20 protein-coding genes are annotated in these 21,556 nt (G+C 68.7%); 4 read left to right on the plus strand and 16 right to left on the minus strand.

The window, feature by feature from the left end; translation table 11 throughout:
• The first annotated feature begins 232 nt into the window (after nt 1-232).
• The 4 genes from EFL95_RS01875 (at nt 233) to EFL95_RS01890 (ending at nt 4,898) form a co-directional block, all read left to right on the plus strand.
• Nucleotides 233-2,170 (plus strand): 2-oxoacid:acceptor oxidoreductase subunit alpha, encoded by a 1,938-nt coding sequence (locus EFL95_RS01875; protein WP_183406976.1) that lies wholly within the window; start codon nt 233-235, stop codon nt 2,168-2,170.
• Nucleotides 2,167-3,240 carry a 2-oxoacid:ferredoxin oxidoreductase subunit beta gene (locus EFL95_RS01880; protein WP_123232352.1) on the plus strand — a complete coding sequence of 358 codons (1,074 nt, stop codon included), beginning with the start codon at nt 2,167-2,169 and terminating at the stop codon, nt 3,238-3,240. Before EFL95_RS01875 ends, EFL95_RS01880 begins: the two co-directional genes overlap by 4 nt.
• A gap of 159 nt (nt 3,241-3,399) precedes the next feature.
• Entirely contained in the window at nt 3,400-4,335 is a 936-nt protein-coding gene (locus tag EFL95_RS01885) for an oxidoreductase (RefSeq protein WP_123232353.1), read from the plus strand.
• Nucleotides 4,332-4,898, plus strand: a complete 567-nt coding sequence (locus tag EFL95_RS01890; protein WP_123232354.1) for a TetR/AcrR family transcriptional regulator — start codon at nt 4,332-4,334, stop codon at nt 4,896-4,898. The genes EFL95_RS01885 and EFL95_RS01890 overlap by 4 nt, the downstream gene beginning before the upstream one ends.
• An 8-nt stretch (nt 4,899-4,906) precedes the next feature.
• On the opposite strand, the gene EFL95_RS01895 is transcribed toward EFL95_RS01890, so the two are convergent.
• Genes EFL95_RS01895 through EFL95_RS01970 form a run of 16 tightly spaced genes read right to left on the minus strand, consistent with a single transcriptional unit; the run spans nt 4,907 to nt 21,541 of the window.
• Nucleotides 4,907-5,308: a DUF2752 domain-containing protein gene (locus EFL95_RS01895; protein WP_123232355.1), complete on the minus strand. Its 402-nt coding sequence runs from the start codon at nt 5,306-5,308 to the stop codon at nt 4,907-4,909.
• Complete coding sequence (locus EFL95_RS01900) at nt 5,305-6,306, minus strand: polyprenyl synthetase family protein (protein ID WP_246004792.1); 1,002 nt, start codon at nt 6,304-6,306, stop codon at nt 5,305-5,307. The genes EFL95_RS01895 and EFL95_RS01900 overlap by 4 nt, the downstream gene beginning before the upstream one ends.
• On the minus strand, nt 6,294-7,880 hold the full coding sequence (nuoN, locus tag EFL95_RS01905) for an NADH-quinone oxidoreductase subunit NuoN (RefSeq protein ID WP_123232356.1): 1,587 nt from the start codon (nt 7,878-7,880) through the stop codon (nt 6,294-6,296). Before nuoN ends, EFL95_RS01900 begins: the two co-directional genes overlap by 13 nt.
• Nucleotides 7,877-9,412 carry an NADH-quinone oxidoreductase subunit M gene (locus tag EFL95_RS01910; RefSeq protein ID WP_123232357.1) on the minus strand — a complete coding sequence of 512 codons (1,536 nt, stop codon included), beginning with the start codon at nt 9,410-9,412 and terminating at the stop codon, nt 7,877-7,879. The genes nuoN and EFL95_RS01910 overlap by 4 nt, the downstream gene beginning before the upstream one ends.
• Entirely contained in the window at nt 9,409-11,304 is a 1,896-nt protein-coding gene (gene nuoL / locus EFL95_RS01915) for an NADH-quinone oxidoreductase subunit L (RefSeq protein ID WP_221176287.1), read from the minus strand. The genes EFL95_RS01910 and nuoL overlap by 4 nt, the downstream gene beginning before the upstream one ends.
• Nucleotides 11,305-11,319: 15 nt before the next feature.
• Nucleotides 11,320-11,619 carry an NADH-quinone oxidoreductase subunit NuoK gene (nuoK, locus tag EFL95_RS01920; protein WP_123232358.1) on the minus strand — a complete coding sequence of 100 codons (300 nt, stop codon included), beginning with the start codon at nt 11,617-11,619 and terminating at the stop codon, nt 11,320-11,322.
• A complete protein-coding gene (locus tag EFL95_RS01925) occupies nt 11,616-12,368 on the minus strand; it encodes an NADH-quinone oxidoreductase subunit J (protein ID WP_123232359.1) in 753 nt (250 codons plus the stop codon). The genes nuoK and EFL95_RS01925 overlap by 4 nt, the downstream gene beginning before the upstream one ends.
• Nucleotides 12,368-12,907: an NADH-quinone oxidoreductase subunit NuoI gene (gene nuoI / locus EFL95_RS01930; protein ID WP_123232360.1), complete on the minus strand. Its 540-nt coding sequence runs from the start codon at nt 12,905-12,907 to the stop codon at nt 12,368-12,370. The genes EFL95_RS01925 and nuoI overlap by 1 nt, the downstream gene beginning before the upstream one ends.
• Nucleotides 12,907-14,193, minus strand: a complete 1,287-nt coding sequence (gene nuoH, locus EFL95_RS01935; protein ID WP_123232361.1) for an NADH-quinone oxidoreductase subunit NuoH — start codon at nt 14,191-14,193, stop codon at nt 12,907-12,909. The genes nuoI and nuoH overlap by 1 nt, the downstream gene beginning before the upstream one ends.
• Entirely contained in the window at nt 14,190-16,592 is a 2,403-nt protein-coding gene (locus EFL95_RS01940) for an NADH-quinone oxidoreductase subunit G (RefSeq protein WP_123232362.1), read from the minus strand. Before EFL95_RS01940 ends, nuoH begins: the two co-directional genes overlap by 4 nt.
• Complete coding sequence (gene nuoF / locus EFL95_RS01945; protein ID WP_246004748.1) at nt 16,589-17,878, minus strand: NADH-quinone oxidoreductase subunit NuoF; 1,290 nt, start codon at nt 17,876-17,878, stop codon at nt 16,589-16,591. The genes EFL95_RS01940 and nuoF overlap by 4 nt, the downstream gene beginning before the upstream one ends.
• 23 nt (nt 17,879-17,901) lie before the next feature.
• A complete protein-coding gene (gene nuoE / locus EFL95_RS01950; RefSeq protein ID WP_123232364.1) occupies nt 17,902-18,549 on the minus strand; it encodes an NADH-quinone oxidoreductase subunit NuoE in 648 nt (215 codons plus the stop codon).
• Nucleotides 18,546-19,907 carry an NADH-quinone oxidoreductase subunit D gene (locus tag EFL95_RS01955; protein ID WP_123232365.1) on the minus strand — a complete coding sequence of 454 codons (1,362 nt, stop codon included), beginning with the start codon at nt 19,905-19,907 and terminating at the stop codon, nt 18,546-18,548. Before EFL95_RS01955 ends, nuoE begins: the two co-directional genes overlap by 4 nt.
• Entirely contained in the window at nt 19,907-20,611 is a 705-nt protein-coding gene (locus EFL95_RS01960) for an NADH-quinone oxidoreductase subunit C (RefSeq protein WP_123232366.1), read from the minus strand. Before EFL95_RS01960 ends, EFL95_RS01955 begins: the two co-directional genes overlap by 1 nt.
• Nucleotides 20,608-21,162, minus strand: a complete 555-nt coding sequence (locus EFL95_RS01965; protein ID WP_123232367.1) for a NuoB/complex I 20 kDa subunit family protein — start codon at nt 21,160-21,162, stop codon at nt 20,608-20,610. Before EFL95_RS01965 ends, EFL95_RS01960 begins: the two co-directional genes overlap by 4 nt.
• 19 nt (nt 21,163-21,181) lie before the next feature.
• Nucleotides 21,182-21,541, minus strand: coding sequence for an NADH-quinone oxidoreductase subunit A (locus EFL95_RS01970; protein WP_123232368.1), 360 nt, complete (start codon nt 21,539-21,541; stop codon nt 21,182-21,184).
• Between the last annotated feature and the right edge of the window lie 15 nt (nt 21,542-21,556).

A 21,556-nucleotide genomic window follows, 5' to 3' on the forward strand; every position in this document is an offset into this window, starting at 1 on the left:
TGGTCAGGGAAGTGCGTTGGATTTGTAATGTCGAGAAACTTACTACACTTCACTGGCTTTATGCCAAATATTCAGAAGAGTGACTCCCGTCACCCCGCTTTCGCGGGCTGAGAATCCGGCGCTTTTCAACCGTTCCGGGACTATCGTGTTCGGTGGATCGCTGACCCCTAGAACACGTTCTACTTTCCGCGTAGAATGGGCGGTCCCTGACCGAGAACAGAAGGCGTTTGTCGTGGCCAAAGAGGTCCAGCAGCTCGACCGAGTGATCATCCGTTTCGCAGGCGACTCCGGCGACGGCATGCAGCTCACCGGAGACCGGTTCACCCAGGAGTCCGCCGCGTTCGGTAACGACCTGGCGACCTTCCCGAACTTCCCCGCGGAGATCCGCGCCCCCCAGGGCACGCTCCCGGGCGTCTCGTCCTTCCAGGTGCACTTCGCCGACCACGACATCCTCACCGCCGGCGACGCCCCGGACGTCCTGGTGGCGATGAACCCGGCCGCGCTCAAGGCCAACCTGTCCGACATGAAGCCGGGCACCGCGATCATCGTCGACAGCCACGACTTCACCAGCCGCAACCTGATCAAGGCCGGCTACGAGGGCAACCCGCTGGAGGAGGAGGGCGCCGGCTCGCTCGCCGAGGACTACAACCTCTCCGTCCTCGACCTGACCGGCATGACCGTCGAGGCGGTCAAGGAGTTCGGCCTCTCCCGCAAGGACGCCGCCCGCGCGAAGAACATGTTCGCCCTCGGCCTGCTGTCCTGGATGTACGGCCGCCCGACCGAGACCACCATCGACTTCCTCACGGCTCGCTTCGCCAAGGCCCCGGACATCCGCGACGCCAACATCACCGCGTTCAAGTCCGGCTGGAACTTCGGCGAGACCACCGAGGCCTTCGTCGTCCAGTACGAGATCAAGCCGGCGGCGATGAAGCCGGGCACCTACCGGAACATCAGCGGCAACCTGGCGCTCTCCTACGGCCTGATCGCCGGCGGTGTGCAGTCCGGCCTGCCGATCTTCCTCGGCACCTACCCGATCACCCCGGCCAGCGACATCCTGCACGAGCTGAGCAAGCACAAGAAGTTCGGCATCACGACGTTCCAGGCCGAGGACGAGATCGCCGGTATCGGCGCCGCCCTCGGCGCCAGCTTCGCCGGCTCGCTGGGCATCACCACCACCTCCGGTCCGGGTATCGCGCTGAAGTCCGAGACCATCGGCCTGGCAGTGATGACCGAGCTCCCGCTGCTCATCGTCGACGTCCAGCGCGGTGGCCCCTCGACCGGTCTGCCGACCAAGACCGAGCAGGCCGACCTGCTGCAGGCGATGTTCGGCCGCAACGGCGAGTCCCCGGTCCCGGTGATCGCGCCACAGTCCCCCGGCGACTGCTTCGACGCCGCGCTCGAGGCGGCCCGGATCGCGGTCACCTACCGCACCCCGGTGATGCTGCTCTCCGACGGCTACCTGGCCAACGGCTCCGAGCCGTGGTCGATCCCGGACGTCGCGGACCTGCCGAAGATCGACCCGAACTTCGCGACCGAGACCAACAAGACGGTCACCAGCAAGGACGGCGAGACCTCCGAGGAGTACTGGCCCTACCTGCGCGACGAGGAGACCCTGGCGCGTCCGTGGGCCATCCCCGGTACGCCGGGCCTGGAGCACCGCATCGGTGGTCTGGAGAAGGGCGACGGCCACGGCAACATCTCCTACGACCCGGCCAACCACGACTTCATGGTCCGGACCCGCCAGGCCAAGGTGGACCGGATCGCCGAGTCGCTGCCGCCGCTCGTGGTCGACGACCCGTCCGGCAAGGCGAAGGTCCTGGTCCTGGGCTGGGGTTCGACGTACGGCCCCATCGGTGCCGCTGCGCGTCGCGTCCGCAAGGCCGGTCACGACGTCGCCCAGGTGCACCTGCGCCACCTGAACCCGTTCCCGAAGGACCTCGGCGAGATCCTCAAGGGCTACGACGCCGTGATGATCCCCGAGATGAACCTGGGCCAGCTCTCGCTGCTGATCCGGGCCAAGTACCTCGTCGACGTCGTCGGCTACAACCAGGTCAACGGCATGCCGCTCAAGGCGGCCGAGCTGGCCGAGGCCATCACCGACCTGATCGCCCACACCACGGGCGACGTTCCCACGACCGACAGCACTGGTGAGATGGAGGCGGTCAAGTGACCACCGTCGAGCTGCCCTTCCCCGGCCTGGCCGGCGTCCCGACGAAGGACGAGCCGCAGAACCGCAAGGAGTACACCGCGGACCAGGAGGTGCGCTGGTGCCCCGGGTGCGGTGACTACGCGATCCTCGCCGCGGTCCAGGGCTTCCTGCCCGATCTCGGGCTGCGCCGCGAGAACATCGTGTTCGTCTCCGGCATCGGCTGCTCCAGCCGGTTCCCGTACTACCTCGACACCTACGGGATGCACTCGATCCACGGCCGCGCCCCGGCGATCGCCACCGGTATCGCCACCGCCCGCGAGGACATCAACGTCTGGGTCGTCACCGGCGACGGTGACGCGCTCTCGATCGGTGGCAACCACCTGATCCACGCGATGCGCCGCAACGTGAACATGACGATCCTGCTGTTCAACAACCGGATCTACGGCCTGACCAAGGGTCAGTACTCGCCGACCTCCGAGCCGGGCAAGATCACCAAGTCGACCCCGGTCGGCTCGGTGGACCACCCGTTCAACCCGGTCTCGCTCGCCCTGGGTGCCGAGGCTTCGTTCGTCGCGCGGACCATCGACTCCGACCGCAAGCACCTCACCGCGGTGCTGTCCGCGGCCGCCGCCCACCGCGGTACGTCGCTGGTCGAGATCTACCAGAACTGCCCGATCTTCAACGACGGCGCCTTCGACGCGGTCAAGGAGAACGACACCAAGGCCGACGCGATCATCCCGCTCGAGCACGGCCAGCCGATCCGCTTCGGCGCGCTCGGCGAGGACGGGCTCGGCACGAAGGGCATCGCGCGCTCGTCCTCCGGTGGTGTCGAGGTCGTCGCGGGCAACTCCCCCGACGTGCTCGTCCACGACGCGCACAACCCGGACCCGACGACGGCCTTCGCGCTCTCCCGGCTCACCGACGCCGGCGTCCTGCACCAGGCACCGATCGGCATCTTCCGCTCGGTCAGCCGCCCGACGTACGACGACGGCGCCCGCCAGCAGATCGCGACCGCGCAGGCCGGCCAGGAGGACGCCAACGCCGCCCTCGCGACGCTGATCAACGGCAAGGACACCTGGACCGTCCTCTGACCTGTCGCCGGTCGAGGCGCGAGGAGCGCCGGCGACCGACTCGGTGGTTGCCCCAGAACCCCGGTTCCGCACCTCGGTGCTGAACCGGGGTTTTCTGCTCCCTTGTCAGGGCCGGTCTTCTGCGGCAGACTGAATGAACATTCATTCGGAGGAGTTTCCATGGGCTGGAACGCAGACGACATCCCTTCCCAGAGCGGCCGCACCGCCGTCGTCACCGGGGCCAACGGCGGGCTCGGTCTGGTGACGGCCCGCGAGCTCGCGGCGAAGGGCGCGCACGTCGTGCTCGCCGCACGCAATCCGGCGAAGACCGAGGCCGCCGTGCAGGCGATCCGTGCCGCGGTACCGGGCGCCTCCCTGGAGGTGGTCACCCTGGACCTGTCCTCCCAGGCGTCGGTGAAGGAGTCGGCCGCACAGATCCTGGCCGCGCACCAGCAGGTGGACCTGCTGATCAACAACGCCGGCGTGATGGGCATCCCCGAGTCGAGGACCGTCGACGGCTACGAGATGCAGTTCGGCGTCGACCACCTCGGGCACTGGACCTTCACCGCGCTGCTGCTCCCCGCCCTGCTCCGTACGCCAGGGTCGCGGGTCGTCACCGTGACGAGCACGGCGCACCACATGGGCCGGGCCGTGAACCCGGAGAACCCGCACCTCGAAGGGAACTACGGGGCCTGGCGCGCCTACGGCCAGGCCAAGCTGGCGAACTTCCACTTCGGGCTCGGCCTGCAGCGCGATCTCGCGGCGGCCGGGGCGGAGACGACGAGCCTGATCGCCCACCCCGGTCTGTCCAACACCGACCTGCAGACCGTCAGCGTCGAGGAGTCCGGGGGCGGCGCGTCGCAGAAGTTCTTCCAGACCCTCGCCCAGCGCACCGGGATGTCGGCCGACGACGGCGCCCTCTCCCAGCTCAGGGCGGCGACCGATCCCACGGCCCCGGGTGGCGGGTTCTACGGACCTCTCTTCGTCAACAACGGCCGCCCGGTGCGCAAGCCGATCTTCCGACGCCTCGGGATGAACCGGGCCGTGTCGGCGTTGTGGCAGGTGTCCGAGGCCGAGACCGGGGTCTCCTTGGACCTCGGTACGGTCACGGGGTGACCACCACCCCCACGGACCGCGCTGCGGCCGTCCGCGCGGCGATGCGCACCGTGGTGGCCGAGCACGGCTTCCACGGCGCATCGATGAGCGCGGTCGCGCAGGTAGCCGGCGTCGCCACCGGCACCGCGTACACCCACTACGCCTCGAAGGACGCACTGGTCATCGCGACGTACTGCGAGACGAAGTCCGAGCTGGGGCGGGCAGCGGCCAGCGGGATCGACCGGAGCCTGCCGCCGGGCGAGCGGTTCCGGGCTCTGTGGTTGGCCTACCACGACTTCCTGCGCTCGCACCCCGAGCACGCTCGGTTCCTGCTCCAGGTCGAGCACTCGCCGTACCGTGGCCCCGCCCACGACGCAGCCCTGGCCGACCAGGACGACCCGCTGGTGGCCCAGGTGACGGCATCGGACCTGCTCGCGCTCCTGCTCCCGCTCCCCGACGAGGTGCTCTACGACCTGGCGCTCGGGCCGGCGGTCCGTCTCGCCGCTGCCGGTGCCGTCACGACCCCCGCTCAGCTCGAGGAGATCGCAGCCGCCTGCTGGCGCGCGGTGACGGTTCCTGCCTAGCGGTGCGCCTAGGCCGGCGAGAGCCAGCCCGCTCCCGGCAGGTTCCGGGCCACCATGAACACCGCCAGGAACCCGACGACCGCCCAACCCCACCACGGCTTGGACTGGATGCGGAGCAGCCGACGCCCGGTGAACGCCTGCTGCGCCCAGAGCGCCCAGACGACCGCGATCAGCGGCAGCGCGAGGGCTGCCACCGGGTTGCGGGCGAACGCGCCCGCGATGTCGAGGTGCGCCAGGTCGTGCACCGCCCGCAGGCCGCCGCAGAACGGGCAGTAGATGCCGGTCAGCGCCAGCAGCGGGCAGGTCGGGTAGTGACCCTGGTCGTTCGGGTTCACCGCCGCGACCAGCAGCGTCGCAGCACCGACCCCTGTCGCCGTCCAGACGACCGAGGCGCGGGTGGGCGCACTCATGACGAGCGGTCGGTCACCACATCGGCGAAGGCCTCGAGCGCGTCCCGCGCCGAACCCTCGGGAAGCACGCTCAGCAGCTCCTTGGCCGCCGCGGCCTCGCCGGCGACGTAGGCCCGCGCCTCGTCCATCGCCGGGTGTGCCCGCAGCAGACCCAGGGCCTCGGCGTGCAGGGCGTCGTCGGTGAGAGGCTGCTTGAGCAGCTCGACCAGCCGGGCGTCGGCCGGGTCGGTGCTGCGCATCGCGTAGAGCGTCGGCAGCGTGGGCACGCCCTCGCGCAGGTCGGTGCCCGGGGTCTTGCCGGACTCCTCGCTCTCCGAGGCGATGTCGAGGATGTCGTCGGCGAGCTGGAAGGCGACGCCGATGCGCTCGCCGTACTCGGTCAGCGCGTCGACCACCTCAGGCGTCGCGCCCCCGAACATGGCGCCGTACCGGGCGGAGGTGGCGATCAGCGAGCCGGTCTTGCCGGCGACCACGCGCAGGTAGTGCTCGAGCGGGTCGTCCTCGGCACCGGGGCCGAGCGTCTCCAGGATCTGGCCCTCGACCAGGCGGGAGAACGTCTGCGCCTGGATGCGCACTGCCTCGGGCCCGAGGTCGGCGGTCAGCTCGGAGGACTTCGCGAAGAGGAAGTCGCCGGTGAGGATGGCGACCAGGTTGTCCCAGCGGGCGTTGGCGGACTCGGCACCGCGGCGCAGCGCGGCCTCGTCCATCACGTCGTCGTGGTACAGCGAGGCCAGGTGGGTCAGCTCGACCACGCAGGCCGCGGTGAGCACCTCGGGCGTCGCTCCGGAGCCGGTCTCGGCACCCAGGAAGCAGAGCAGCGGACGGAACCGCTTGCCGCCGGCCTCCATGAGGTGGCGCGCCGCCTTGGTGACAAACGGGGCCTCGCTCTCGACGTGGCCCAGCAGCGCCTCCTCGACCTCGACCATGGTCGAGCGGAGGCGCTCCTCGAGCTCAGCGTCGAGGATGGGCAGGGCCAGAGGGGAGCTCACCGGACGAATTCTGCAACACGACCGAGCAGATCGAGCAACGGGCCCGGAACCACGCCCAGAACCAGGGTTCCGGCGGCACCGATCGCGATCACCGAGGAGGTCATGACGCTGGGGATCGCGACGCTCGTCTCGCCGACCGGGTCGGTGAAGAACATCAGCACGATGATGCGCACGTAGAAGAACGCCGCCGCCGCCGAACCGAGCACGGCCACGATGACCACCGGCCACGCGCCGGCGCTCGCGGCGGAGGTGAACACCGCCCACTTGCCGGTGAAGCCGCTGGTCAACGGGATGCCGGCCAGGCCGAGCAGCAGGAACGAGAAGATGCCGGCCACCAGCGGGGAGTGCTTGCCCAGGCCGGTCCACGCCGACATCGAGGTCGCCTCGCCACTCGGGTCGCGCACCAGCGTGACGATCGCGAAGGCAGCCAGGTTCGTCAGGCCGTACGTCGTCAGGTAGAACAGCACCGCCTGCACGGGCTGGATCTCGCCCGGACCGATGTCGGCCAGCGAACGCGCACCCAGGAACGCGGTCATCATGAAGCCGGCGTGGGCGACCGAGGAGTAGGCCAGCAGCCGCTTCACGTCGGTCTGGCTCAGCGCCATCACCGAACCGACCACCATGGTCAGGATCGCGACGCCCCACGCGACCGGCATCCAGTCCCAGCGAGCACCGCCGAAGGCGACGTAGAAGAGCCGGAACAACGCGCCGAACGCGGCGACCTTGGTGCCGGCGGCCATGAACGCGGTCACCGAGGTGGGGGCGCCCTGGTAGACGTCGGGCACCCACGCCTGGAACGGTGCGGCGCCGACCTTGAACAGCAGGCCGACCAGCAGCATGCCCATGCCGCCGAGCAGCAGCGCGTGCGAGCCGCTGCCTGCGGAGACGGCGAACGCGATCTTGTCGAACTGCATCGAGCCGGCGTACCCGTAGACCAGGGCCATGCCGTAGACGAAGAAGCCGGAGCTGAAGGCACCGAGCATGAAGTACTTCAGCGCCGCTTCCTGGCTCAGCAGGCGGCGACGACGCGCCAGACCGCAGAGCAGGTACAGCGGCAGCGAGAGCACCTCCAGGCCGACGAACATGGTGATCAGGTCGTTGGCCGCGGGGAAGATCATCATGCCCGCGACCGCGAACATCAGCAGCGGGAAGACCTCGGTGTGCTCCAGGCCGCGGGTCGAGGCCTCACGCTCGGCCTCGGTGCCCGGCAGCGCGGCCGCCTGACCGGCGAACGCGGTCACGCCGCCCTCGAGCCGGCGCTCGGCGAAGAGCAGGATCGAGAGCAGCGAGAAGACCAGCACCAGGATCCAGCAGAAGATCGCGGGACCGTCCAGGGTCAGCGCCGACTCGGCGACGATGCGACCGGGCTTGGCCTCGCCGCTCCACGGGTGCAGCTTGTTGAAGACCCAGATGGTGTCCGCGATCGCGGCCACCGTTCCGGCGATCGCAAGGCCCACCTGGACGGCGTACCGCTGCGTACGCGGGACAGCGGCCTCGACCAGCACGCCGATGGTGGCGACGCCGAGGACGATCAGGAGCGGAGCGAGCTGGGAGTACTCGAGGTGCGGAGCATCGAACTTCACTGCGCGCTCCCTTCAGCAGAGTCGGAGACCGTCGGGGCGGGGTCCTTCGCGCCGACCTGCGACAGCGAGTGGTCGGTGCTCGGGTTGAGCATGTCGGCCAGCGGCTTCGGGAACAGCCCCAGGATGATCATCAGGAGCAGCACCGGGACGACCGCGACCTTCTCCCGGAGGTTCAGGTCGGTGATCGTCGCGTTGTCCTCGCGCAGCGGGCCGGTCATCGTGCGCTGGTACATCAGCAGCACGTAGATCGCGGCCAGCACGATGCCGGTGACGGCGAACGCACCCGCCCAGGGCGAGTAGACGAACGCGCCGACGATGACGAGGAACTCCGAGACGAACGGCGAGAGGCCGGGCAGCGAGAGCACCGCCAGTCCGGAGATCAGCAGGAACCCGGCGAGCAGCGGTGCGGCCTTCTCGACGCCCGCGTAGTCGCGGATCGAGGCGGACCCGTGCCGCTTGATCAGGTAGCCGGCCACCAGGAAGAGCGCCGCGGTGGAGAGGCCGTGGTTGAACATGTAGAGGTTCGACCCCTGGAGGCCCTGGCTGTTCAGCACGAAGATGCCGAGCACGATGAAGCCGAAGTGCGACACCGAGGTGTAGGCGATCAGGCGCAGGATGTCGTCCTCGCCGATCGCCATCAGGGCGCCGTAGATGATGCTGATGATCGCCAGCACGACGACCGCCGGCGTGGCCCAGTGCGAGGCCTCCGGGAACAGCGAGAGGCAGAACCGGACCATGCCGAAGCTGCCGATCTTGTCCAGGATGCTGACCAGCAGCACCGAGGTGCCCGGGGTCGCGGACTCGGAGGTGTCCGGCAGCCAGGTGTGCACCGGGAACAGCGGCGCCTTGACCACGAACGCGACCATGAAGCCGAGGAACAGCCAGCGGCCGACGTCGGTGCTGATGTCCAGCTTGGCCAGGTCCGAGATCAGGTACGACGGATGCCCGGCCTTCGCGGACTCGACGTACAGGCCGATGACCGCGGCCAGCATGACCAGGCCGCCGAACAGGTTGTAGAGCAGGAACTTGACCGCAGCCTTGGCCCGCTTCGGGCCGCCGTAGCCGCCGACCAGGAAATAGATCGGGATCAGCGTGGCCTCGAAGAAGACGTAGAAGAGGAACACGTCGGTCGCCGAGAAGACGCCCACGGCCAGTGCCTCGAGCGCCAGCATCCAGGCGAAGAACGCCCGCGGACTCCAGCGACCCTCGTCACCGTCGTTCCAGCCGGCCAGCATCACGATCGGCGTGAGGATCACGGTGAGCAGCACCAGCGAGAGTCCGAGGCCCTCGACGCCGAGCGCGTAGTGCGCACCGAACGCCTTGATCCACTCGTGGTTCTCGGTGAACTGCACGCCACCGTCGTTGTGGAACTTCAGCCCGATGATCACGCCGAGGACCAGCTCGACGCCGGCGACGCTGAGGGCGAAGCGCTTGGCGTTCTCGACGGACAGGCTCTTGGGGAGCAGCGGCATGGCCACGGCGCCGAGGAACGGCACCACCAGCATCACGGTCAACCACGGGAAGTCGCTCATCCGAAGTTCACCGCCAGCAGGGTCAGCAGCACGAGAGCAGCTCCTCCCAGAAGGGTTAGGGCGTAGGACCGGACCAGTCCGTTCTGGACCCGGCGGAAGGTCGCGGAGATCGCGGTCAGCGCGACCGCAAGTCCCTCGACGAGACCGTCGACGACGCTGCGGTCGACGGTCGCCAGGCCGCGGATGCCGACGACACCCGGCTTGATGATGACCTCGTCGTTGAACGCGTCGCCGTACAGGTCGGCGCGGGCTGCCCGGGTGAAGACCGACACCTTGCTCGGCGCCTCCTTCGGCACCGGGCGCTTGCCCACCAGGAACCAGGCAACGGCCACCCCGGCGGCCACCACGGCCAGGGCGATCAGGCTCATCCCGACGGCACCCACCGCGAGGTGGTGCTCCTCGTGCTCGCCGACCACCGGGGTCAGCCAGTCGACGATCCAGTCACCAGCGAGCAGCAGACCGCCGCCCGCGGACAGCACCGCCAGCGCGATCAGCGGGTAGGTCATCACCTTCGGCGACTCGTGCGGGTGCACGCCCTTCTCCCACCGCTTGGTGGTTCCGAAGGTGAGCAGCATCAGGCGCGTCATGTAGAAGGCGGTGACGCCGGCGCCGATGAGGGCGCACATGCCGACCAAGAAGTTGTCGCCGAACGCGGTCTCGATGATCTTGTCCTTCGACCAGAACCCGGCGAACGGCGGGACACCGAGGATCGCGAGGTAGCCGATGCCGAAGGTGGCGAAGGTGATCGGCATCGCCTTGCGCAGCGCTCCGTAGTGCCGCATGTTCACGTCGTCGTCCATGCCGTGCATCACCGAACCGGCGCCGAGGAACATGTTGGCCTTGAAGAAGCCGTGGGTCAGCAGGTGGAAGATCGCGAAGGCGTACCCGGCCGGGCCGAGGCCGGCGGCGAGCACCATGTAGCCGATCTGGCTCATCGTCGAACCGGCGAGCGCCTTCTTGATGTCGTCCTTCGCGCAACCGATGACAGCACCCATCAGCAGCGTGATCGTGCCGACGATGATCACGCCCGTGCGGGCGTCCTCGGTGAGGCTGAAGATGAAGTTCGAGCGGACGATCAGGTAGACCCCCGCGGTCACCATCGTCGCGGCGTGGATCAGCGCGGAGACCGGCGTCGGACCCTCCATCGCGTCCAGCAGCCAGGTCTGCAGCGGGAACTGCGCCGACTTGCCGCAGGCGGCCAGGAGCAGCAGCAGGCCGATCGCGGTCAACGTCGCACCGCTCGCCTTGTCCGCGTGGGCGGAGACGACCGCGAACGAGGTCGAGCCGAAGGTGACGAAGATCAGGGAGGCGCCCAGCGAGAGGCCGATGTCACCGACGCGGTTGATGACGAAGGCCTTCTTGGCTGCCGCGGCCGCGGACGGCTTGTGCTGCCAGAAGCCGATCAGCAGGTACGACGCGAGGCCGACGCCCTCCCAGCCGAGGAACACCCCGACGTAGTCGGCGGCCAGCACCAGCACCAGCATCGAGGCGACGAACAGGTTGAGGTAGCCGAAAAACCGGCGGCGGCGCTCGTCGTGCTCCATGTAGCCCACGGAGTAGACGTGGATCAGCGCGCCGACACCCGTGATCAGCAGCAGGAACACCGCGGAGAGCGGGTCGTAGAGCAGGTCGATGTTCACCGAGTACGAACCGGCGCTGAACCAGTTCCAGAGGTGCTGCGTGTACTGGCGCTCACCCTCGTCCTTGCCGAGCAGGGCGAAGAACAGGATCAGGCTGAGCACGAAGGACGCGGCCACCGTGGCGACGCCGAGCCAGTGGCCCCACTTGTCGGTGCGCTTGCCACCGGCGAGGAGGACCAGGGCACCGAGCGCCGGAAGGGCGATCACGAGCCACAGGATGGAGAACACCCCGTCGGTCTGAACAGCTGTCACGTGCACGAGGACCCCTTAGTACTTCAGCAGGCTCGCGTCGTCGACCGAGGCCGAACGACGGGAGCGGAAGATGGTCATGATGATCGCGAGACCGACGACCACCTCGGCAGCCGCGACGACCATCACGAAGAACGCCGCGATCTGGCCGTCGAGGTTGCCGTTGGCGCGGGAGAAGGTCACCAGCGCGAGGTTGCTCGCGTTGAGCATCAGCTCCACGCACATGAACACCACGATGGCGTTGCGGCGGGTCAGCACCCCGACGCAGCCGATGGTGAACAGGATCGCGGAGAGCACGATGAACGGCGTGACACTCATGCGTCACCTCCCGGGGTGTCGAGCTCGTTGATGTCGGCCGCGATGTCCGGAGCGGACTTCACCGTGCCGCGGGCCGCCAGCACGCGGGAGATCGAGGCCTCGGACGCGGTGCCGTCGGGCAGCAGCGCCGGGGTGTCGACCGCGTTGTGCCGGGCGAAGACACCCGGCGGCGGCAGCGGTCCGGGGTGCTTGCCGTGCTCGGCGTAGTCCTTGATCCGCTGCGCAGCCAGCTGCGCCTGGGTCGGCTTCGGGGTGAGGCGCTCGCGGTGGGCCAGCACCATCGCACCGAGCGCGGCGGTGATGAGCAGCGCCGAGGTGACCTCGAAGGCGAAGACGTAGCGGGTGAAGAGGATCTGGGCGATCGACGGGACGTTGCCGTCCTTGTTCGCGGAGTCCAGCCCGATCACGGTGCCGAAGGAGACCTGCGCGACCCCGAGCACCAGGGTCAGACCGAAAGCCAGCCCGGCGATCGTCGAGAACAACCGGTGCCCGCGGATCGTCTCCACCACCGAGTCGGAGGCGTCGACGCCGACGAGCATCAGCACGAACAGGAAGAGCATCAGGATCGCGCCGGTGTAGACGATGATCTGCACCGCGAACAGGAACGGGGCGTCCTGGACGGCGTACAGGACGGCCAGCGAGATCATCACGACGGCCAGCAGCAGCGCGGCGTGCACGGCCTTGCGGGCGAACAGCAGGCCGAGGGCCGCTGCCACCATCACCGGAGCGAGGATCCAGAACGCAACCATCAGGCGTCGCCCTCCTCGTCGCGCTTGTGCAGGTTGCCGCGGTAGTAGTCGCCCTCGTCCTCGCCGAGCAGCATCGGGTGCGGCGGCTGGACCATGCCCGGCAGCAGCGGCGCGAGCAGGTCGGACTTCTCGTAGATCAGGCTCTCCCGGCTGGTGTCGGCGAGCTCGTACTCGTTGGTCATCGTCAGCGCGCGGGTCGGGCACGCCTCGATGCAGAGCCCGCACAGGATGCAGCGCAGGTAGTTGATCTGGTAGACGCGGCCGTAGCGCTCGCCGGGGCTGAAGCGCTCGTCGTCGGTGTTGGAGTCACCCTCGACGTAGATCGCGTCCGCCGGGCAGGCCCACGCGCACAGCTCGCAGCCGACGCACTTCTCCAGGCCGTCGGGCCAGCGGTTGAGCTGGTGCCGGCCGTGGAAGCGCGGCGCGGTCGGCAGCTTCTCGAACGGGTACTGCTCGGTGACGACCTTGCGGAACATCGTCCGGAAGGTGACCCCGAACCCGGCTACCGGGTCCCAGAACTGCTCCTTGAGCGTGGGCATCAGGCTGCCCCTCCCTCGACGTTGGTTGAGCCCGCCGTGCTGATTGAGCTTGTCGAAATCCCGGGCATCGGCGGCACCGGGTACCCGCCCGCGAACGCGTCGAACGGCTCGTCGGCCGCGGTCTCGGCGTCCTCGGCGCTCTTCTTCTCGTCGATGAAGAACAGCACCACCAGCAGCGCGGCCAGCACCCCGATCGCGGCGTACAGGTAGGTGCGGTCGAAGCCGCCGTTCAGGTTCACGGTGCGGATGGTCGCGACCGCGATGATCCAGATCAGCGAGATCGGGATCAGTCGCTTCCAGCCGAACGCCATGAACTGGTCGTAGCGCAGCCGCGGCAGCGAGCCGCGCAGCCAGATGAAGACGAAGATGAAGCTGAGCACCTTGCCCATGAACCACAGGAACGGCCAGTAGCCGTGGTTCGCGCCCTCCCAGACGTTGTCGATCCAGAACGGGGCGTGCCAGCCGCCGAGGAACAGCGTCGTGGCCAGCGCTGAGACCGTCGCCATGTTGATGTACTCGGCGAGGAAGAACAGCGCGAACTTCAGCGAGCTGTACTCGGTGTGGAAACCGCCGACGAGCTCGCCCTCGGCCTCCGGGAGGTCGAACGGCGCGCGGTTGGTCTCGCCGATCATCGAGATCACGTAGATCACGAACGACGGCGCCAGGATCAGGCCGTACCAGAGCTTGTCCTGCGCGGCGACGATCTCCGAGGTGGACATCGATCCGGCGTAGAGGAAGACGGCGACCAGGGCGAGGCCCATCGACACCTCGTAGGAGATCATCTGCGCGCTCGAGCGCAGACCACCCAGGAGCGAGTACGTCGAGCCGGACGACCAGCCGCCGAGCACGATGCCGTAGATGCCGATCGAGGCGATCGCCATCACGAACAGCACCGCCACCGGCATGTCGGTGAGCTGCAGCGGGGTCTGGTGGCCGAAGAAGTTCACGACCGGCCCGAACGGGATCACCGAGAACGTCAGGAACGCAGGGACCGCGGCCAGCACGGGCGCGAGGATGAAGACGAGCTTGTCGGCGGCCTTCGGGGTCAGGTCCTCCTTGAGCGCCAGCTTCACGCCGTCGGCGAGGCTCTGCAGCAGGCCGAAGGGGCCGTGCACGTTCGGGCCGATCCGGTGCTGCATCCGGGCGACGACCCGGCGCTCCCACCAGATGTTGAACAGGGTCAGCAGGACCAGGATCAGGAAGATCAGCACCGACTTCACGATCACGATCCAGACCGGGTCGTGACCGAATGCGCTCAGTCCCTTGGCGGTGTCCAGGAGAGTCACTTCGCTCCTCCGATCGTCACGGCGTCACCGGCTGCACCGACCGCGTGGCGGACCGATGCTCCCGGGGCACTGGCCGGTGCCCAGACGACACCGTCGGCGACCTCACCCACCGCGACCGGCAGGGTGATGCTGCCCAGCGGACCGGTCAGGGTCGCCCGGTCGCCGTCGGCGAGACCGGCACCCGCGAGGGTGGCCGCACTGGCCAGGATGACCGCCGGGCGGGCGGTCGCCGCCAGGTGCGGGTCGCCGTCCTGGAGCCGACCGTCGTCGAGCAGCTGCTTCCAGCTCGCGAGCACGAGCCCCGTGCTGGTTGCTTGTACTGAGCCTGTCGAATGTGAGCCTGTCGAAACCTCAGGAGCCGACGCGCGAGCACCCGTCCACGGGCCGACCTGCGTCATCTCGGCCCAGGCGGCCTCCGGGGTCCGGAAGCCGATCGCGCGGCCCCGCTCCTCGGCGATGCCGGCCAGGACCCGTACGTCGGGCAGCGAGTGCGGGTTGTCGAGGACCTTGCCGAAGCTGCGGACCCGGCCCTCCCAGTTCACGAAGGTGCCGGCCTTGTCGCTGGCCGGGGCTACCGGGAAGACCACGTCGGCGAGCTCGGTGTAGGCCGAGGAGCGGACCTCGAGCGCGACCACGAAGGCCTTCTTCAGCGCCTTCTTCCTGATGCCGAGGTCGGCCGGGTCGACACCGCCGATGACCAGGGCTTCCAGATCGCCGGCCTCGAGAGCCGCCACGATGCCGTGGGCGTCCAGGCCCTCGGCGTCGGCAACCTGCTCGACGTCCCAGGCAGCAGCCAGGTCGACGCGCGCGGCGGCGTCGGCGACCGGGCGACCGCCGGGCAGCAGGGCCGGCAGGCAGCCGGTCTCGACCGCACCGCGGTCACCGGCGCGACGCGGGACCCAGGCGAGCTTGGCACCGGTCCGCTGAGCGACCGCGGCAGCAGCCGACAGCGCACCCGGGACTCCTGCCAGGCGCTCGCCGACCAGGATCACCGTCGAGGAGTCCAGGTCGGTCAGGTCGGTCAGCGCCTTGGCCTCGTCACCCGGACGGGTCGGCACCAGCGTGCCGTTGACCTTGCGCAGGCCGCGGGTGTTCACCGCACCGATCGAGACGACCTCCAGGCCGGTCGCGCGGTTCGCCTTGCGCAGCCGGAGGAAGATCGAACCGGCCTCGTCCTCGGGCTCCAGCCCGACAAGCACCACGCGCTTGGCCGACTCCAGGTCGGCGTACGTCACGGTGGTGCTGAGCACGACCGTCGAGGCCAGGAACGCGGCCTCCTCGGCCGAGTGCGGCCGGCTGCGGAAGTCGATGTTGTTGGTGCGGACCGTGACCCGGGCGAACTTGCTCCAGGCGTAGGCGTCCTCAGCGGTCAGCCGACCCCCGGGGAGCAGACCGACCTTGCCCTTGGCCTTCTTCAGACCTCGCGCCGCGACGGCGAACGCCTCGGGCCAGGAAGCCGCGCGCAGCTCGCCGGTGTCCTCGTCACGGACCTGCGGGTGGGTCAACCGGTCGTCCTGGCGGGCCCAGGTGAAGCCGAACCGGTCCTTGTCGGTGATCCACTCCTCGTTGACCAGCGGGTCGTTGCCGGCCAGGCGACGCATGACCTTGCCGCGACGGTGGTCGACGCGGATCGCGGAGCCGGAGGCGTCGTGCTCGGTGATCGACGGGGTGGAGACCAGGTCGAACGGCCGCGAGCGGAACCGGTACGCCGCCGAGGTGAGCGCACCCACCGGGCAGATCTGGATCGTGTTGCCGGAGAAGTAGGAGAGGAACTCGGCGCCCTCGGCGATGCCGATCTGCTGCTGCGCGCCGCGCTCGATCAGCTCGATGAACGGGTCGCCGGCGATCTCGGCGGAGAACCGGGTGCAGCGCTGGCAGACGATGCAGCGCTCGCGGTCCAGCAGCACCTGCGGCGAGAGGTTGATCGGCTTCGGGAACGTGCGCTTGACGCCACCGCTCTCGGCGAACCGCGACTCGCCGCGCCCGTTGCTCATCGCCTGGTTCTGCAGCGGGCACTCGCCGCCCTTGTCGCAGACCGGGCAGTCCAGCGGGTGGTTGATGAGCAGGAACTCCATGACGCCCTGCTGCGACTTGTCCGCGACCGGGCTGGTGGCCTGGGTGTTGACGACCATGCCCTCGGCGACCGGCAGCGTGCAGGAGGCCTGCGGCTTCGGGAAGCCGCGACCGTTGCCGGCGTCCGGGACGTCGACCAGGCACTGGCGGCAGGCGCCGACGGGCTCGAGGAGCGGGTGGTCGCAGAACCGCGGGATCTGCACGCCGATCTCCTCGGCGGCACGGATCACCAGGGTGTCCTTGGGGACGCTGACCTGGATCCCGTCGATCGTCAGGGTGACCTCGTCGCTCTTGACGACGGCTCCTGCGTCCTGGGTCGCGGTCATGCCTTCGCTCCTGCCGTGGCGAACACCGTGCTGGCCTCCGGGTCGAACGGGCAGCCGCCCTGCTCGAGGTGGGCCAGGTACTCCTCGCGGAAGTACTGGATCGAGGAGGTGATCGGGCTGGTCGCACCGTCGCCGAGGGCGCAGAACGACCGACCCAGGATGTTGTCGCACTGGTCGACCAGCAGGTCGAGGTCCTCGGCCGAGCCCTGGCCCTGCTCCAGACGGCTCAGCGTCTGGGTCAGCCACCAGGTGCCCTCGCGGCACGGGGTGCACTTGCCGCAGGACTCGTGCTTGTAGAACTCGGTCCAGCGCAGCACGGCACGGACCACGCAGGTGGTCTCGTCGAAGAGCTGGAGCGCGCGGGTCCCGAGCATCGAGCCGGCCTCCCCGACGCCCTCGAAGTCGAGCGGGACGTCGAGGTGCTCGGCGGTCAGCAGCGGCGTGCTCGAACCACCGGGGGTCCAGAACTTCAGCTCGTGGCCGGCCCGCATGCCGCCGGCCAGCTCGATCAGCTTGCGCAGCGTGATGCCCAGCGGAGCCTCGTACTGGCCCGGCTTCGCGACGTGACCCGAGAGCGAGAAGATGCCGAAGCCCTTGGACTTCTCGGTGCCCATCGAGGAGAACCAGTCGGCGCCGTTGGCGATGATGCTCGGCACCGAGGCGATCGACTCGACGTTGTTGATGACCGTCGGGCTCGCGTACAGGCCGGCGACGGCGGGGAACGGCGGACGCAGCCGCGGTTGTCCGCGACGGCCCTCGAGACCCTCGAGCAGCGCCGTCTCCTCACCGCAGATGTAGGCGCCGGCACCGGCGTGCACCACGATGTCGAGGTCGTAGCCCGACCCGTGGATGTCCTTGCCGAGGTGGCCGGCCGCGTGGGCCTCGGCAACCGCCGCCTGGACCCGGCGGATCACGTGCAGCACCTCGCCGCGGATGTAGATGAAGGCCTTGTTCGCGCGGATGGCGTAGGAGCTGATGATCACGCCCTCGACCAGCACGTGCGGGTTGGCCATCATCAGCGGGATGTCCTTGCAGGTGCCCGGCTCGGACTCGTCGGCGTTGACCACCAGGTACTTCGGCTTTGGGTTGTCCTGCGGGATGAAGGACCACTTCATCCCCGTCGGGAAGCCGGCGCCACCACGACCGCGCAGACCGGAGTCCTTGACCGCGGTGATGACGTCGTCGGGCTGCATGCCGAAGGCCTTCTTGGCGGCGGCGTAGTCGCCGTAGGCCGACAGCTTCCAGCTCTGCTCGTCGCCCCAGTTCTTGGTGAGGACGGGAGTCAAGACGCTTTGGTTGGGCGCTGTGGTCACTGGTCAGCTCCCTTCGGCGCGGTCCAGCCCTTGTCGGCGGCCAGCTTCAGGCCGACCAGGGAGGCCTCACCCGCAGCAGGTCCCTCGTCGACGAGCCCGTCAGAGAAACCCGCGAGCACGCGCTCGGCCTCGCGCCAGGTGCAGATCTTCGGGCCGCGGGTGGACCGGACCTCCTTGCCAGCGCGCAGGTCGTCGACCAGCTGGACCGCCGAGGACGGGGTCTGGTTGTCCATGAACTCCCAGTTGACCATCATCACCGGCGCGTAGTCGCAGGCCGCGTTGCACTCGATGTGCTCGAGGCTGACCTTGCCGTCCTCGGTGGTCTCGTCGTTGCCGACGTCGAGGTGGTCCTTGAGACGAGCGAAGATCGCGTCGCCCCCCATCACCGCGCACAGCGTGTTGGTGCAGACGCCGACGTGGTAGTCGCCGACCGGACGACGCTTGTACATCGTGTAGAAGGTCGCCACGCCGCTCACCTCGGCCGGGGTGATCTCCAGGATCTCCGCGCACGCCTCGATGCCCTCGGGGGTGACCTGGCCCAGCACGCTCTGCACCAGGTGCAGCATCGGCAGCAGGCCGGAGCGCTTCTCCGGGTAGCGGGCCGCGATCTCCGCGAGCTCGTCCCGCGTCTTCTGATCAATCACCGGTCGACGCCTCCCATGACGGGGTCGATGGACGCGATCGCGACGATGACGTCGGCGACCATGCCGCCTTCGCTCATCACCGAGGTCGCCTGCAGGTTCGTGAACGACGGGTCGCGGAAGTGCGCCCGGAACGGCTTGGTGCCGCCGTCGGAGACGACGTGCGCACCGAGCTCACCGCGCGGCGACTCGATCGGCACGTAGGCCTGGCCGGCCGGGACCCGGAAGCCCTCGGTGACCAGCTTGAAGTGGTGGATCAGGCCCTCCATGGACTCACCCATGATGTGCTTGATGTGGTCCAGGCTGTTGCCCATGCCGTCGCTGCCGATGGCGAGCTGGCTCGGCCAGGCGATCTTCTTGTCCGCGACCATCACCGGCGCACCCTCGAGGCCGGCGAGGCGCTCGACGCACTGCTCGACGATCTTGAGGGACTCGTGCATCTCGTTCAGGCGCACCCGGAAGCGGCCGTAGGAGTCGGCGGTGTCCCAGGTCTGGACCTCGAAGTCGTAGTCCTCGTAGCCCGAGTAGGGCTGCATCTTGCGCAGGTCCCACGGGTAGCCGGTCGAGCGCAGCGGCGGGCCGGTGATGCCGAGTGCCAGGCAGCCGGCGAGGTCGAGGTGGCCGACGCCTTCGAGGCGGGCCTTGAAGATCGGGTTGGCGTTGCAGAGGTCGGCGTACTCCGGCAGGCGCTTCTTGAACAGCGCCACGAAGTCGCGGATCTCGTCCAGCGCCCCGGCGGGCATGTCCTGGGCGACGCCACCGGGCCGGATGAAGGCGTGGTTCATCCGCAGGCCGGTGATGAGCTCGAACAGGTCGAGGACCAGTTCACGCTCGCGGAAGCCGATGGTCATCACCGTCAGCGCGCCGATCTCCATGCCGCCGGTGGCGATGCAGACCAGGTGGCTCGAGATCCGGTTCAGCTCCATGAGCAAGACCCGCATGACTTGGGCCTTCTCCGGGATCTGGTCCTCGATGTCGAGCAGCCGCTCGACGCCGAGCACGTAGGTCATCTCGTTGTAGAACGGCGAGAGATAGTCCATCCGGGTGCAGAACGTCACGCCCTGCGTCCAGGAGCGGAACTCCATGTTCTTCTCGATGCCGGTGTGCAGGTAGCCGATGCCGCAGCGGGCCTCGGTGACCGTCTCGCCCTCGAGCTCGAGGATCAGGCGGAGCACACCGTGGGTCGACGGGTGCTGCGGGCCCATGTTGACCACGACCTTGTCGTCGTGGTCCTCGGCGATGCCGGAGACGATCGTGTCCCAGTCCTGACCGGTGACCGTGTAGACCTTGCCCTCGGTCGTCTCGGACTCGGTGGCGGCGTACGGGTCAGAAGTCTCGTTGGTCGAGCTTGTCGAAACCATCAGTTGTATGACCTCCGCTGGTCGGGCGGCGGGACGGTGCCGCCCTTGTACTCGACGGGGATGCCGCCGAGCGGGTAGTCCTTGCGCTGCGGGTGACCCGGCCAGTCGTCGGGCATCTGGATCCGGGTCAGCGCCGGGTGACCGTCGAAGACGATCCCGAAGAAGTCGAACGTCTCCCGCTCGTGCCAGTCGGCCGTCGGGTACGTCGCGCACACGCTGGGGATGTGCGGGTCGGCGTCCGGGCAGGTGACCTCGAGCCGGATCCGGCGGTTGTGGGTCATCGAGAGCAGGTGGTAGACCGCGTGCAGCTCGCGACCGGCGTCGTCGGGGTAGTGCACGCCGCTGACGCTGGAGCACAGCTCGAAGCGCAGCTTCTCCTCGTCGCGGAGCAGCTTCACCACGGCGAGCAGGTCCTCGCGGCGGATGAAGAAGGTGATCTCGCCGCGGTGCACGACCACCTTCTCCGTCGACGGTGCGAGCGCTTCGGCGACGGTGTCCATCCAGCCGCCGTACGGGCCGGGGGTCGAGCCCGGGAGCTCGACGGTGCGGGTCAGCCCGCCGTACCCGGAGGTGTCGCCGGTGCCGGAGACTCCGAACATGCCCTCGTGCCGGGCGATGACCTCGCCAGGCGCCTCGCCGGAGGTCGCGGCGGCGACGACGTCCTTGCTGCCCTCGTCGGTTGAGCCTGTCGAAGCCTCGCTCATCGCAGCAGGCCCTTCATCTGGCTGGTCGGCAGCGCGGTGAGGGCAGAGGCCTCGTTGGCCTCGATCTCGGCCAGGCGGTTCGCACCGAGCTTGGTGTGCTGGACCTGGTCGTGCAGCTTGAGGATCGCGTCGATCAGCATCTCCGGCCGCGGCGGACAGCCCGGCAGGTACATGTCGACGGGCACGACGTGGTCGACGCCCTGGACGACGGCGTAGTTGTTGAACATGCCACCGGAGCTGGCACAGACACCCATCGCGAGCACCCACTTGGGCTCGGGCATCTGGTCGTAGATCTGGCGCAGGACCGGGGCCATCTTCTGGCTGACCCGGCCGGCCACGATCATCAGGTCGGCCTGGCGCGGGCTGGCACGGAAGACCTCCATGCCGAAGCGGGCCAGGTCGTACTTGGGACCGCCGGTGGTCATCATCTCGATCGCGCAGCAGGCGAGGCCGAAGGTGGCCGGCCAGAACGACGCCTTGCGCATGTAGCCCGCGACACCTTCGACGGTGGTCAGCAGGACGCCGGAGGGGAGCTTCTCTTCCAGACCCATTGGTTTTCGCTAACTCCTGTCAGTCCCAGTCGAGTCCGCCGCGGCGCCACACGTAGCAGTAGGCGACGAAGACGGGGACGATGAAGAGGATCATCTCGACGAGGGCGAAGGTGCCCATCGCGTCGAAGGCCACGGCGATCGGGTAGAGGAACACGATCTCGATGTCGAAGACGATGAAGAGCATCGCGGTGATGTAGTAGCGCACCGGGAAGCGACCGCCGCCGACCGGCTGGGGGGTCGGCTCGATGCCGCACTCGTAGGAGTCGAGCTTGGCCCGGTTGTACCGCTTGGGGCCGACGCCGGCGCTCATCGCGACGGAGCCGATGGCGAACAAGGACGCCAGGATCAGCAGTGCGAGAACCGGTGTGTAGAGCTCCATCCCTCACCCTCCTGC

Origin of the sequence: Nocardioides marmorisolisilvae (assembly GCF_003725775.1) — a bacterium.
In the GTDB taxonomy this organism is placed as follows: Bacteria; Actinomycetota; Actinomycetes; order Propionibacteriales; family Nocardioidaceae; genus Marmoricola; species Marmoricola marmorisolisilvae.